This window comes from Hyphomicrobium sp. (genome assembly GCF_041659645.1).
Classification (GTDB): Bacteria; Pseudomonadota; Alphaproteobacteria; order Rhizobiales; family Hyphomicrobiaceae; genus Hyphomicrobium_B.
Window position 1 is genome coordinate 504644 of record NZ_JBAZXX010000002.1, and the last position, 13601, is coordinate 518244.

The 13601-nt window shown below is 58.7% G+C and carries 13 protein-coding genes; 11 read left to right on the forward strand and 2 right to left on the reverse strand.

Annotated elements, in window-relative coordinates; genetic code table 11:
- Window positions 1-106: 106 nt before the first annotated feature.
- Complete coding sequence (locus WC811_RS07460; protein WP_372642577.1) at window positions 107-745, reverse strand: TetR/AcrR family transcriptional regulator; 639 nt, start codon at window positions 743-745, stop codon at window positions 107-109.
- A gap of 318 nt (window positions 746-1063) precedes the next feature.
- Between WC811_RS07460 and WC811_RS07465 the strand changes: the two genes are divergently transcribed.
- The 10 genes from WC811_RS07465 to WC811_RS07510 all read left to right on the forward strand — a co-directional run bounded on the left by WC811_RS07465 (window position 1064) and on the right by WC811_RS07510 (window position 10487).
- A complete protein-coding gene (locus WC811_RS07465; protein WP_372642579.1) occupies window positions 1064-1918 on the forward strand; it encodes an ABC transporter permease in 855 nt (284 codons plus the stop codon).
- Window positions 1919-1921: 3 nt separating this feature from the next.
- Window positions 1922-2752 (forward strand): ABC transporter ATP-binding protein, encoded by an 831-nt coding sequence (locus WC811_RS07470; RefSeq protein WP_372642581.1) that lies wholly within the window; start codon window positions 1922-1924, stop codon window positions 2750-2752.
- 34 nt (window positions 2753-2786) lie between these two features.
- Window positions 2787-3800 (forward strand): ABC transporter substrate-binding protein, encoded by a 1014-nt coding sequence (locus tag WC811_RS07475; RefSeq protein WP_372642583.1) that lies wholly within the window; start codon window positions 2787-2789, stop codon window positions 3798-3800.
- Between the two features lie 95 nt (window positions 3801-3895).
- Window positions 3896-5257 carry a type III glutamate--ammonia ligase gene (gene glnT, locus WC811_RS07480; RefSeq protein WP_372642585.1) on the forward strand — a complete coding sequence of 454 codons (1362 nt, stop codon included), beginning with the start codon at window positions 3896-3898 and terminating at the stop codon, window positions 5255-5257.
- Window positions 5258-5267: 10 nt separating this feature from the next.
- A complete protein-coding gene (locus tag WC811_RS07485; protein WP_372642587.1) occupies window positions 5268-6032 on the forward strand; it encodes a creatininase family protein in 765 nt (254 codons plus the stop codon).
- Window positions 6029-7084, forward strand: coding sequence for a hypothetical protein (locus WC811_RS07490; RefSeq protein WP_372642589.1), 1056 nt, complete (start codon window positions 6029-6031; stop codon window positions 7082-7084). Before WC811_RS07485 ends, WC811_RS07490 begins: the two co-directional genes overlap by 4 nt.
- Before the next feature lie 179 nt (window positions 7085-7263).
- Complete coding sequence (locus tag WC811_RS07495) at window positions 7264-8370, forward strand: DUF3300 domain-containing protein (RefSeq protein WP_372642591.1); 1107 nt, start codon at window positions 7264-7266, stop codon at window positions 8368-8370.
- Between the two features lie 276 nt (window positions 8371-8646).
- Complete coding sequence (locus tag WC811_RS07500) at window positions 8647-9831, forward strand: alpha/beta fold hydrolase (protein WP_372642593.1); 1185 nt, start codon at window positions 8647-8649, stop codon at window positions 9829-9831.
- Window positions 9832-9981: 150 nt separating this feature from the next.
- Window positions 9982-10152, forward strand: coding sequence for a hypothetical protein (locus WC811_RS07505; protein WP_372642595.1), 171 nt, complete (start codon window positions 9982-9984; stop codon window positions 10150-10152).
- Between the two features lie 155 nt (window positions 10153-10307).
- Window positions 10308-10487, forward strand: coding sequence for a hypothetical protein (locus tag WC811_RS07510; RefSeq protein ID WP_372642597.1), 180 nt, complete (start codon window positions 10308-10310; stop codon window positions 10485-10487).
- Between the two features lie 152 nt (window positions 10488-10639).
- On the opposite strand, the gene WC811_RS07515 is transcribed toward WC811_RS07510, so the two are convergent.
- On the reverse strand, window positions 10640-12931 hold the full coding sequence (locus tag WC811_RS07515; RefSeq protein WP_372642599.1) for a Tex family protein: 2292 nt from the start codon (window positions 12929-12931) through the stop codon (window positions 10640-10642).
- Between the two features lie 187 nt (window positions 12932-13118).
- Between WC811_RS07515 and WC811_RS07520 the strand changes: the two genes are divergently transcribed.
- A complete protein-coding gene (locus WC811_RS07520; protein ID WP_372642601.1) occupies window positions 13119-13598 on the forward strand; it encodes an SRPBCC family protein in 480 nt (159 codons plus the stop codon).
- Window positions 13599-13601 lie beyond the last annotated feature (3 nt).

Consider the following 13601-nt stretch of genomic DNA (forward strand, 5'->3'; position numbering starts at 1 on the left):
CGCGAAGCACAAACACGGTGCTACTCAGCACCAAAGCCGACCGACACGAGCCTGCGTGACTTGCTGCCGGAAGGGTTCGCCGCCCAATCGAACAACCACGCGCCAATTATCGCATGACGGACTTCCCGCGCTTGAGATACGCGCCCAAGAATGACCGGAGATCGCCGATCGATTCTATCGGGTCAAAATCCTTCAGGATCATCGCGCGCACAAAGACCCCATCGAGATAGGTCGATATAAAGCTCGCCGTCTCGTCGACGTCCACTTTGCGAAAATCGCCGCGCTCGATCCCCGAGACCAACGCGGCGCGCAAGACATCACGCTCATCTACGTAGAATCGCCGGATCGCCCCATCGATGCGCACGTTGCGCTTCGATGTCTTTGCGTAGTCGACTGAAATTTTTATTAGTTTTGATATCGTCTCGTACTCTTTCACGTGATTGTCGAGCCACCCATCGATAATCTCGCGCGGATGCTTTAGGCCTTCCCTTGCGATGCTGAACTGTTGGAAAGCCCGTTCAACAGCGAGCGTCACGGCGTTGCGAAACAGCTCTTCCTTGCTGCCGAAGTAATAATAGATCATCGCCGTATTGTATCCGGTCGCGTCGGCAATGTCCTTCGTGGTGACAGCCGAAAATCCGCGTTCGGCAAATAGATCGAGAGAGATTTCTCGGATGTGAGTCTCGGCATCTCGCGACGAGACGTCGAACTTCGGACGTCCTACACGAGCGGGCTTGCGTTTCACTGGTTTGCGAACCTGCCGACGCGACGCGTTCACCGCGACCGGCGCTCTATTATCCGTTGCCAAACCTCAAACCTCCCGAATCTCTTTCTTGCTCTACCTTCTTAGCAAACGAAGAGCGGTTGCACCCCACATCACTGCCTGGAGAATGTGCGTCATGGTGGAAAAATTGTTCAAAAAATCCGCACTTTGTCCAACGCAATCGCTTGCGCTTCCATATTAATTAATCGTCTAATTATCCAACATGCAAGCGGCTTCTTCTATCGGGAAGCCGACCGGAACAGATGGAACGATGAGCGTTTCGACATGCGGATTGTTGCAATGAACGCTTCCACCACGGAGATCTCGCCCAAGCGAACGGGCGCGACGATGCCGAAGCGCGCCGCGCCTCAACGTCAGTGGACCATCCGGGGAGCGCTCGGTCGGCGTCCATATGCGGCTTACGCGATCCTCGGCGTCGCCACTCCGATACTCCTGTGGGCATTCCTCAGCGAGGCAGCCATCGTGCCGAAAATATTCATGCCCGGACCTTGGGATGTGCTTAAGCGCTTTTGGTCATGGATCGCGAACGAAGGGTTCGCGGGCGATCTCGGCATCAGCCTTGAGCGCGTAAGTCTCGGCTTTATCTCGTCGCTCGTCATAGCTCTCCCGCTCGGCTTGCTCGCGGGGACCTTCAAGCCCGCTGAGGCCATTATCGAACCGGCGATGGATTTCATTCGGTACATGCCGGCTGTGGCTTTCGTTCCGTTGATGATGCTTTGGTGCGGTATCGGCGAACTTTCAAAAGTCTCGATCATCTTCATCGGGACTTTTTTTCAGATGGTTCTGATGTTCGCGGACGACGTGCGAAAAGTCCCCCTGCAGCAGATCGAAGCCGCGCAGACGATGGGCGGCACACGACGGGAAATTGTCTACAGGGTCATCTTCCCTTCAGCCGCACCGGCTCTTCTAACGACGTGCCGCATCACGCTCGGATGGGCTTGGACTTATCTGGTCGTTGCGGAAATCGTCGCTGCCAATTCCGGGCTTGGCTACGCTATTCTCAAAGCGCAGCGCTTCTTGCAGACGGACAAAATCTTCGCCGGTCTCATTGTCATTGGCTTCCTTGGCCTCATCCAAGATCAGCTTCTGCGCGCCTTGCATCATGCCCTCTTCCCCTATTTGAGGAGGCAATAACCAATGACGACGTCGATTGAAGTCAAACATCTCTTCAAAAGCTTCAATACCGCGCGTGGCAGTATGCTCGTGCTCGACGACATCTCGCTCTCGATCGCCGCCGGCGAATTCTTGACGATTGTCGGCGCATCGGGCTGCGGAAAATCAACGTTTCTCAGGATTCTTGCGGGTCTTGAGACCGCCGATAACGGCAAGGTCATTGTCGGCGGCCAGCCGGTCAATGGGCCCGGCGTCGACCGAGCCATGGTCTTCCAGGACTACAGCCTCTTCCCATGGCTGACCGTCAAGCAGAACGTTATCTTCAGCCGGCGCCTCGCGGCCAACAGTCATGATAATTTGGCGCTCGAACGCGGTGCGGAAGACGCGCGCGCCTTGAAACTCATCTCGCTGGTCGGATTGTCCAAGGCTCAGGACGCGTATCCGTCGCAACTTTCCGGCGGCATGCGCCAGCGCGTCGCCATCGCGCGCGCACTCATGTCGAAGCCGTCGATAATTCTGATGGATGAACCTTTCGGCGCGCTCGACGCTCAGACACGCGAAGTCATGCAGGACCTCGTTTTGAGCGTCGTCGAGCGCGAAGGCACGACAATCGTGTTCGTCACGCACGATGTCGAGGAAGCGCTTTATCTCGGCTCGCGCGTCGTTCTGATGTCCCCGTATCCCGGCCGAATCGACACGATCTACGACGTGCCGTTGCCGAGAGACCGCAACGTCATGATGCGCGTCGACCCAAACTTCGTGGCGTTGAAGCGGACCGTTATGGAACGCGTCCGCAAGACGGTTGGCATGTCGCTTGACGCATCTGCATTGGCAAACACCGGAGCCGAAGCATAACGCCCGGCACCTTTCCTGAAGGAGTACCTCGTACATGCATAAGCTTTGGACAAAAATCCGAAACCTGGGAATGGTCGGCGCGGTCGCGTTGGCAGGCGTCACCTCGTTCCACGCAACTGCCGCTCGTGCAGAGGAAACGGTGACGCTCGCGACCGTTGCCTGGATCGGCTATGCGCCGTTCTACGTTGCCGTTGAGAAGAACCTGTTCGAGAAATACGGCGTCAAAGTCGAGTTGAAGGATTTCGCAGACCCCGCTCTCATTCCCGCGGCACTCCAGAGCGGCGGCGTTCAAGGCGCGATGTACACCTACGATCAGGTGATCAATCTCGTGGCGAATAAAAATGCATTTCGTGTCGTGATGCCGATCGATTATTCGAACGGCGCCGATGCCGTCGTCGCGCTGAATTCAGTCAACTCCATGGCGGACCTCAAGGGCAAAAAAGTCGCGTATCCCTTCGCTACCTGCGATAACCTTCTGGTCGCCTATGGACTGCAAAAGTCAGGCTTGACGGAAGCCGATGTCGAAGGCCTTGATACGACGCCGGAGAACGTTGCCGCGGCCCTAGTCGGCGGCGCCGTCGCAGGCGCCACCTACGAGCCGAACGTCAGCAAAATCCTGAAACTCGACGTCAACGGCGGCTACCATGCGATCTATACGTCGGCGTCCGCTCCCGGCTTGATCACGGATATTCTCTATTTCTCGACCGATTACATCGCCAAGAACCCGAAGGCGATCGACGCGGTCATCAAGGGCTACATTGATGGCATGGCCTTTATAAAAGCGCATCCCGATGAAGCTTACGCGATCGTCGCGAAGTATTTTTCAACGACCGTCGATGACGTGAAAGAGCAGGCCAAAGGCGCTTACAACATCCCCGTCTCCGAGATGTCTGGATATTTCACGCCGCGCGATGATGCGAAGTCTCTCTACACGTCTGGAAAGCTGATCGCGGATGTCTTGATAAAGCGCAAGCAGATCGAAGCCGCGCCGAAGATCGAAGACACCTACGACGCGACGTTCGTCAGCGCACTGGTTGCAGCGAAATAGTCCAGAGCAAATCCAACGCGGCCGAAACGGAAGTATCGGCCGCGCTTTGCTTCACCCCTCAGCAATTCAAGTCCTATAACGGAGTCGAAACGAAAATGGACGCCATCGTCAAAAAAGGGCCGACAGAGCTCGAAAGCCAACTTGCTGCGGAAGGCGTCAAGTATCTGCTCGCAAGCTACGTCGATATGCACGGCGTTTCCAAGGGCAAGGCCGTTCCAATCGCGCACATGCGCAACATGATGGCCGGTTCGGAACTCTGCACCGGCGCGGCTCTCGATGGCATCCCACAGGATGTCAGCGATGAAGAGGTGGCGGCGCACCCCGACGCCGCTTCTTGCGCGGTCCTCCCATGGAAGAAGGACGTCGCGTGGTTCGCGAGCGATCTCTGGTGCCGGAAAAAGCCATTCGAAGCGTGCAGCCGAAATATTCTGAAGCGCGCCCTCGCGAAAGCCGATGCGTTGGGATACGGCCTCAACCTTGGCATGGAAGCGGAGTTTTTCGTTCTTCAAGACGATCCGGTTCTCGGCTTCAAGCCGCTTTCGGACCGCAAGAACCTCGAAAAGCCGGCTTACGATGTCGCGAGAACGCTCGATAATCTTGGCTGGATCGGCGAACTGATCGACTCGATGAACAGTCTCGGCTGGGACGTCTACAGCTTCGACCACGAAGACGGCATCGGTCAGTTCGAAATCGACTTTCGCTATTTCGACGCGCTCTCGATGGCCGACAAGTACGTCTTCTTCCGGATGATGGCGCATGAGATCGCCCGCAAGCACGGCGGCTTCGCGACGTTCATGCCAAAGCCTTACGGCGACCGCGCCGGCAGCGGCGCGCATTTCAACATGTCTCTTTCGGACAAAGCCACCGGCAAGAACCTGTTCTCCGACCCGTCGGATTCGCGCGGTTGCGGCCTGTCGAAGCTCGGCTATCAGTTCCTCGCCGGCATCATGAAACATCTTCCCGCAATTTGTGCCGTCGTCGCCCCGACCGTGAACAGCTATAAGCGCCTCGTTCTCAAGGGCTCGATGTCTGGGTTTACGTGGGCCCCCGTCTGGGCCTGCTACGGCAACAACAACCGCACCAACACGCTGCGCATTCCGCTCGGCGGCGGCCGTGTCGAACTCCGGGCCGCGGACAGCTCCTGCAATCCCTATCTCGGCGCTGCGCTCGTGCTCGCCGCGGGTCTCGAGGGCATCGCCAACGAGCTCGATCCCGGCGATCCCCATACCGAAAACATGTACCTGAAGAGCGAAGCCGAACTGAAAGACTTGGGTGTCTATCATCTTCCGCGTACGCTCGAAGAAGCGGTGAATGCCTTCGATGCCGATCCGTTGAGCGAGGCGACGTTCGGCCCCGCGATGAAGAAAGCGTGGGTCGATTTCAAGCGCGACGAATGGCTGAGCTACATCAACCACGTCTCCGACTGGGAACATGCCCGCTATCTGAAATTCTACTGATGGCGCGACAATGAACTGGGCGGATAGAACCTGGAGCGAATTGCCGAGCGATTTGGCGAAGTCCAGTCACGTGGCAATTCTACCCATCGGCGCGACCGAGCAGCACGGGCCGCATCTCGGCACCGGCATGGACTTCGTTCTCGCGGACAAACTCTGCCGAGCCGTCGCGGCGCAGACGGGGGTCCCGATGCTTCCGACGCTTCCCTATGGTTGCTCGCTCGGACACAGCCGACGGTGGCCTGGGACGATTGCTCTGCAGCCGATCACCTTGATCACGGTGATAAAGGAGATCGGAGATTGGGCGTATCACAGCGGCGTTCGACGACTGTTCATCGTCAACAGCCATGTGACGAACGCGGCGCCGCTCCGCTGCGCGCTTGAAATGCTCCGTGCCGAGCACGACGATATGATGGTTGCGGTGATCAACACGGCAACCATCAGCGAGCGTGTACGCTTGGCGCACTTTTCGGACGCGCAAGACTGGCATGCGAACGCCGCCGAAACCGCCCTCATGTTGGCGGAAGCCCCTGAGATTGTGCGCACCGAGCTGATCCCGGCTTCGGACGATCCCGACCGCACCGAAGGTCTGGTCTTTTCTCATCCCGTGAACCGGACGAGCCTCAACGGCGTAACGGGCACGCCGAGCCTTGCACGCGTCGAACAGGGACGCGAACTCTTCGCATGGATGGTCAAGGATCTTTCGGCCCTCGTCGAGCGAGGCAAGTCAGAGGAGGCGCCGCTCGATCAATCCTATTTCGAGCGCGCCGGGGAATGACAACGCTGCGATATCTCGGCTGGGAAGGCTACGCCGACGGCGACTTTCCTTCCTCGCTGCGTGCCGCGACCGGATTGAATATCGGCGGTGAGAACCATGTGTCCGACGATCTCGCGTGCCGTAAGCTTATGGGCGATCCGGGTTGCTGGGACATCATCAACATCAACACGCCATTCGTCCGGGACACTTTGGACCCGGCTGGATTTATCCACTCGCTCCCTGAAGCCTTGGGGTCTCAGCCCTCTGACCCATTCGAACGCTTCGCAGCCGCCGCACGGGGTAGCGGCGGAAACGTAATTGGAGTTCCACAAAGGTGTGGGCCGTTTAATCTCGTCATCAATCAGGACACGCTATCGCCAGCTCTGGCGCGCGAGCAAGGTTTCAAGCTTACGCTGCGTTCGGATTTCCATCGACGGTTCGGAATTCTCTCCTACGATGATTTCAATGTCATGCATGTCGCGATCGCGGCGGACCTCAATCCCTTCGCGGCGTTCGATGACGCCGCCTTCGCTGTTTTCTCCGAGACGGCCCGTGCCATTTATCGATCGGCGCAGATGATTACGACGGACCATGATCTTCTGAACCGCGCGCTCATCGACGGCGATATCGATTTTTACATCAGCGGGGGAACTTATACCGCGTCGCCTGCGCGTCTCGCCGGGCGACTCGAAGTTCGCGCAATCACCCCAGACAGCGGCCCGATAGAAGGAAAAGGCGGCGTCGCGTTCGTCGAAATCAATGCTCTCGTCCATCACGACGTTGTGCCGAGCGAGGCCGGCCTGTCGTTCCTGACATTTATCTCAAGCGACGACGGCGCGATTGCTGCGTCCCTCGCGGCGGGTGCCTGCAATCCCGTCGTTCAAATGCACACCTCGCGCGTTCGCGGCCGCTTCTCCCGCGATCAGCTTCTCGCCATGCAATGGGATGATCTTGAGGAAGACCTTTCGCATTGCGCGGATTATGCAATCATGCCCGACTATCAGAGACTGCGAGGCATTCTTCGCCGGACCGCCGCATCCCAATCCGAGCTAGCGCTCAGATCCACCGATTGAAGCATGTGGATCATCTCCGTCCTGCCGGTATTGCTCGATCAACCATGATCAGGTTGCACTGCGAAACGACGATATCGGCGGATGACGTAACGGCCGCTCCCATGCTAGATCGGGTTATGCTACGGATGGTTGAAACCGGCAACGAGGTCGATCCGTACCGAGCCCGAAGGAGTTTCGCCATGAAAGTGCGATTTGCGTATTGGCTGGCTTTCCTATTTATCGCCGCACTTCATACCGGGCCGGCGCTCGCCGATGACGTGAAATTTTCGAAGCAGCAACTCGATCAGATGCTAGCGCCGATCGCGCTCTATCCCGATGATCTTCTGTCGAATGTGCTGATGGGATCGACATATCCGCTGGACATCGTTGAAGCGCAACGCTGGCGCAGTGAGCCGGAAAACGTCAAGCTCGAGGGCGACGCGTTGACCGACGCGGTCAAGTCAAAGGACTGGGATCCGAGCATCAAGGCGTTGTTGCTGTTCCCGGATGTTCTGAAGACCATGAGCGATCAGCTGGACTGGACGCAGAACCTGGGTACCGCTTTTACGAACCAGCAAGCGGAAGTCATGGATGAAGTTCAGTTCTTGCGATCAAAAGCATCCGCGTCCGGTCATCTGAAGAACAACTCGCAGCAAACGATCAAGCAGGACGGCGACACCTACGTCATCGAGCCCGCGGACCCGGACGTCGTTTACGTGCCGACCTACCAGCCGGACGTCGTTTACGGCCCTTGGTGGTATCCTGACTACCCACCGTACTATTGGGGATACCCAGGAGCTGTTTTCAACAACGGCTATTGGTGGGGAGCGGCAGGTTTCGCGATCGCAGGCGGCATCTGGGGCTGGAACCGCTGGGATTGGCGCCGACACGACATTCACGTCGACGTCAACCGGTGGAACCGGATCAACGGGCGACACAACCACATTTCATCCGATCAATGGAAACATAACCCCCGTCATCGCGGCTCGATGCGACCGCACAACAACGCGGCCGGCGACGCCACGCGCCGGAGAGAGCTAAACAAGGATCTTCGCCGCACGGATGGCAATGTCAATCGGTCGAAGATTGCTCCAGCGAATGTCGATCGCAAGCGCGGCGGAGGAGATCCTGCACGTTTCCGGCATAAGCGTCAGTCCCAAGGCCAAAATCGTGGGGCAGGAAACTCATTCAAGGCTCGTCCGCACCGAGCGGCCGGAAATGGCGGCGGGCATGCTCGTAAGTTCAATGCGCCGAAAAGGGGACACGGTGGGGGACGTGGCGGTGGACACCGCGGCCGCCGGCGTTGAGACATCCTTGAGGAGCCGCTCTCGACTTCATTTGCCTTTTTGGCGAACAGAGCGCGGCCTCACTTCCATTGCAAAAGAAAGCGACAGCCAGAACGCCGCTCTCGCTACCCCGTGGCTCCGAAGTTGTCGCGAAGCTTTCCATTCGCTTACTGATTATTTGCATCGGCGCGCGTCGCGCGTGGAGCAAAATATGCGCAGCACAAGATATATCCGGATTGTCGCGATATCGGTGGGTCATGGCCATGCCACGCTTGCCGGTCCGGCGGAGGTTCGCTTATGATCGCTAGAGCGTTCACGCTTATCGCTGCGGCCGCGATGGCATTCCTTGCGCTATTTTCGGGCGCTCCCGCCGAGGCGCAATCCAATTTTTATCAGGCTTCGCCAAGCGAAATCGCCGGCGCGCCCGGGACGATCATCCGCACGGAGGCGATGGGCGACAGTTGGTTCGGGGCGCAAGCGGTCCGCGTTCTCTATCGCTCGACGGGGCTCAACGGGGAACCCATTGCGGTGTCGGGCGCGGTGATCGTTCCCGGCGGAACGCCACCACCCGGCGGCTGGCCCGTCATTGGTTGGGCACATCCGACGACGGGTATCGTTCCGCATTGCGCGCCGACGCTGGCGCATTTTTTCTTCCAGCAGATCCCCGGGCTGCGCATGATGCTGGAGCGCGGCCTCGCCATCGCGGCGACCGACTATCCAGGGTTGGGGACGCCGGGGCCTCATCCCTATCTGGTCGGTGTGAGCGAAGGCCGGGCCGTGCTGGATTCTATCCGGGCGGCCGTAGCCTTACCCGGAAGCGGTATCGGCGCGCGGTCCGTTCTTTGGGGGCACTCGCAAGGCGGCCAGGCTGTGCTCTTCGCCGGCAAGCTCGCCAAAAGCTATGCATCCGAGCTCACTATTCTGGGGATCGTCGCCGCCGCGCCCGCGACCGAACTCGGCGCCCTGATGCGTGCCGACATCGCGACGGCTGGCGGCAAGAACCTGCTGGCGATGACCCTATGGTCCTGGAACAGAGTCTTCAATGCCCCGATGCAGGAGATCGTCGTTCGGGAAGCCATTCCGGACGTCGACAGGCTCGCGAACATCTGCCTTGAATCGATCATCGACCTGCGGCCGCGTGGCATGATCGGAAAAGATCTGTCGCAAGAATTCCTGAAGGTGCCAGACCCGACGATGATGGAGCCCTGGCACCGTCTTCTCGGCGAAAATACAATCGGAACGCTTCCGCCCGGCATCCCTATTTTGATCGCGCAGGGAACCGCCGACAATGTCGTCGATCCGCCGGTAACGGCCGCATACGTTAAAACACTTTGCGGCGCGGGCAGCCGAGTACTGACACTGCTCTATAATGGCGTGGGCCACGGCATGATCAGCCGCGACGCCGCCAAGCCGTCTGTGGATTGGATGGCGGACCGGTTCGCAGGAACTGCTGCTCCGAGCAATTGCGCGGGCGCGCATTAGAATATCGGCGCTGGCGAAGCGGTTCCGGTCTCCCTCCAGTTCGGCTCAAGCAAACCAAAGGATGATGGGAGCAGACCAAGCGCTGGCTAGCGGCGCGGTCGACCGTGTGGCGATATCGTCTCCAGGCTTCTTGAAGACAGGAGAAACGAGATGACCCCGACTGGACACAATTTTGGTGCGACGAGTCGCTCGCGGGCTCAGGCCAAGGCGATCGCGGCGGACAGCGCAGCGGCAAGGAGCGCATCCTATTTCGCGCTCACGTTCCTTATGTCGGCGATGTTCGTCTTCATGCTGATGATGGGTTGGGCTGCCGGCTACTGATCTGAACTCTGGGTTCGGCGACGGGATACAATACCTGTTTGTGGCAATCGTTTGTCCCAGTCTCGTCGCTAAGCAGACCAAACCATTCATCCTCAATTCATTGCGAATGTCGGAAGGTGTCATTGCTGCTTGGCAGCTTGAGGGAGCGATTTGAGATGACGCGATATCGGATTCATGTCTGGTGTGATGTGAGCGGCGACAATGCCTATGTACTCAACAGCTATGACTCGCGAGATGATGCGGAACGAGCCGCCCAGACCTGCTGCGCCGGACTTCCCTACTCGTTCGAGATCGAAGAAGAATCCGCTCCGGATTACGTGGCGCTCGTCGCCTGATAACTTGCCTGCTTCCGCGATGAAGCAGGTGCCGGGACACATGATATTTCCGACGTCGCCGATGAGGCGCCGTAGCGTTAAGCGGCCTTTCCGACGAATGCGGGTTCTGAACGATAACCCGAGCGCTGCTTCCTAGGACGCTGCTTTCATCATTAACCGGCCTCGCGGGCACGCCGGAGAGCGGCGGCCAGCGCCGACTCCACCCCGGGTTTTGCGTTCGACACGGTGGTGTTGGAGTGGCGAACGTCCGGGCTGCGTTCGTGACGCGTGGTTTGGGATTCAATCGCACCGGATTTCATGGTCAGCGCGATGCGCTTGCGTTCCACGTCGACATCCTTGACGCGGACCTTGACCACATCACCGGCTTTTACGATTTCGCGCGGGTCTTTTACAAACGTGTCGGCGAGCTCCGACACATGCACCAAGCCATCCTGATGCACGCCGACATCGACGAACGCACCGAAGGCCGTCACGTTCGTTACGACGCCTTCGAGCATCATGCCGGGTTGCAGATCGGCGATTTTCTCGACGCCTTCCTTAAACTCCGCCGTTTTGAACTCCGGGCGCGGGTCCCGGCCGGGCTTCTCAAGCTCGGCCAGAATGTCGATGACAGTCGGCGTGCCGAACCGCTCGTCTGCGAATTGTTTGGCATTCAGCGATTTCAGGAACGCGCCGTCGCCAATCATGGCTTTGATCGGCCGCTTCGTCGCTTCCGCGATGCGTTCAACAACTTCGTAGGCTTCGGGATGAACGGCGGATGCGTCGAGCGGGTTCGTGCCGTTCACGATGCGTAAGAACCCGGCGGCTTGCTCGTAGGCTTTCGGTCCGAGACGCGCCACCTTCTTGATCTCGGTCCGCTTTTTGAAAGCGCCGTTCTCGTTTCGATGCAGAACGATGTTGCTAGCGATCGTCGCGGTCAGTCCGGCGACGCGAGCGAGAAGCGGCGCCGACGCCATGTTGATATCGACCCCAACGGAGTTAACGCAATCTTCGACGACGGCATCGAGCGAACGCGCTAGCGCGGATTGGTTGATGTCGTGCTGATACTGGCCGACGCCGATGGCTTTCGGCTCGATCTTGACGAGTTCGGCCAACGGATCCTGTAGACGTCGGGCGATCGATACGGCGCCGCGCAACGAAACGTCCAGGTTCGGAAATTCTTGAGCCCCGATTTCGGACGCGGAATAGACCGAAGCACCAGCTTCCGAGACCATCACCTTCGTGAGCTTGAGGTCGGGCATTTTCTTCATCAGATCGCCGGCGAGCTTATCGGTCTCGCGGCTGGCGGTGCCGTTACCGATGGCGATGATGTCGACCTTATTCTTGATGCTCAGCGCGGCAAGCGTCGCCAGCGCCCCGTTCCAATCGTTTCGCGGCTCATGCGGATAGACGGTCGACGTATCGAGGACTTTACCGGTCTGATCGACGACGGCGACCTTGACGCCCGTTCGGATGCCGGGATCGAGGCCCATCGTCACCCTTGGTCCGGCGGGCGCCGCGAGTAGCAGATCTTTCAGGTTGGATTTGAAAACGCCGATGGCGGCGGCATCGGCGTCGTCCTTCAGGCGTACCAGGAGGTCGGCGGCCAGAGACGTGTGCAGTCGCGTCTTCCAGGCGAGCTTGACCGTATCGATCAGCCATTTGTCCGCCAAGCGGCCGCGCTCGGCGATGTTGAAAGCCGTCATGACTTTCGCTTCCGCCGGATGCGAACGGCCCGGTTCGATTTCTACATCCAGATCGAGATCGAGAAAGCCTTCATTGCGTCCGCGCAGAAGCGCCAGCGCGCGATGCGACGGGATCTTCGAAATCGCCTGCGAGAAATCGAAGTAGTCTGAAAATTTCGCGCCTTCTGTTTGCTTGCCCTTCAAAACTTTTGACGTGATGTGTCCCGTCGTCCAGAGCCACTGGCGCAAGTCACCGACGAGCTTGGCGTTCTCGCCGAACCGTTCGATCAGAATCGACCGTGCGCCATCGAGCGCCGCCTTGGCATCGGCCACGCCCTTTTCGGCGCTCACATATTTTTCAGCTTCGTTCGAGGGGTCAATCGTCGGATTGCCGAGAAGCAGATCGGCCAACGGCTCAAGCCCGGCTTCGCGGGCGATTTGAGCTTTGGTTCGCCGCTTCAGCTTGAACGGAGCGTAGAGATCCTCCAGTTCGACCTTGGTATCGGCGGCGTTGAGGGCGCGCTGCAGCTCAGGCGTCAGCTTGCCTTGCTCGGTGATGCTCTTTACGACTGCGGCACGCCGATCTTCGAGTTCCGTCAGATATCCGAGGCGCTCTTCGAGCTTCCGCAATTGGGTGTCGTCGAGGCCACCTGTCTTTTCTTTGCGATACCGCGCGATGAACGGCACCGTCGAGCCTTCATGGAGAAGCGCCACGGCGGCGGCGACTTGCACCGTTTGAACATTGAGTTCTTTGGCGATGCGGGCGCTGATCGAGTCCAAGCGTTATCCTTTGCGTTACGGCCGAGGGTCGAAGGGGAATGGCTTATGCCGCCGTGGTGGTGCCATATCAATCGGAAAAAATCTTCGGGCACGTGTCGGATGCGGGAAGACCCCAGCGTCTTGATAGCAGAGAGCGGTTTTATCGTGGAAGAACCGTTTGTCCGAACATAACTGAAAGGAGCATACCGTGTCGGTCAATCAAGCATCAAAGACAAAAGCCACAAGCACGAATACCGTCAAATTGCACCGCGTGCTCGCCGCCAAACTCGAGAAGGTCTACCGGGCTTTTCTCGATGCAGGCGCGATGGCCAAATGGCTGCCGCCCGAAGGCTTTACGTGCAACGTCGAGCATATGGAGCCGAAAGTTGGCGGCACGTTCAGGATGTCATTCAAGAATTTCACGACCGAAAAGAGTCATTCGTTCGGCGGGGAATATCTCGAACTCGTGCCGCATGAACTCATTCGCTACACCGACCGCTTCGACGATCCGAATCTTCCCGGCGTCATGGACGTGACCATCACCCTGAAACCGGTTTCGGTGGGAACGGAAATCAACATCGAACAGTCGGGCGTGCCCACCGTGATCCCGCTCGAAGCCTGCTATCTCGGCTGGCAGCAATCCCTTGCCCAGTTGGCGAAGCTCGTCGAGCCTAACATTCCCCAATAACGC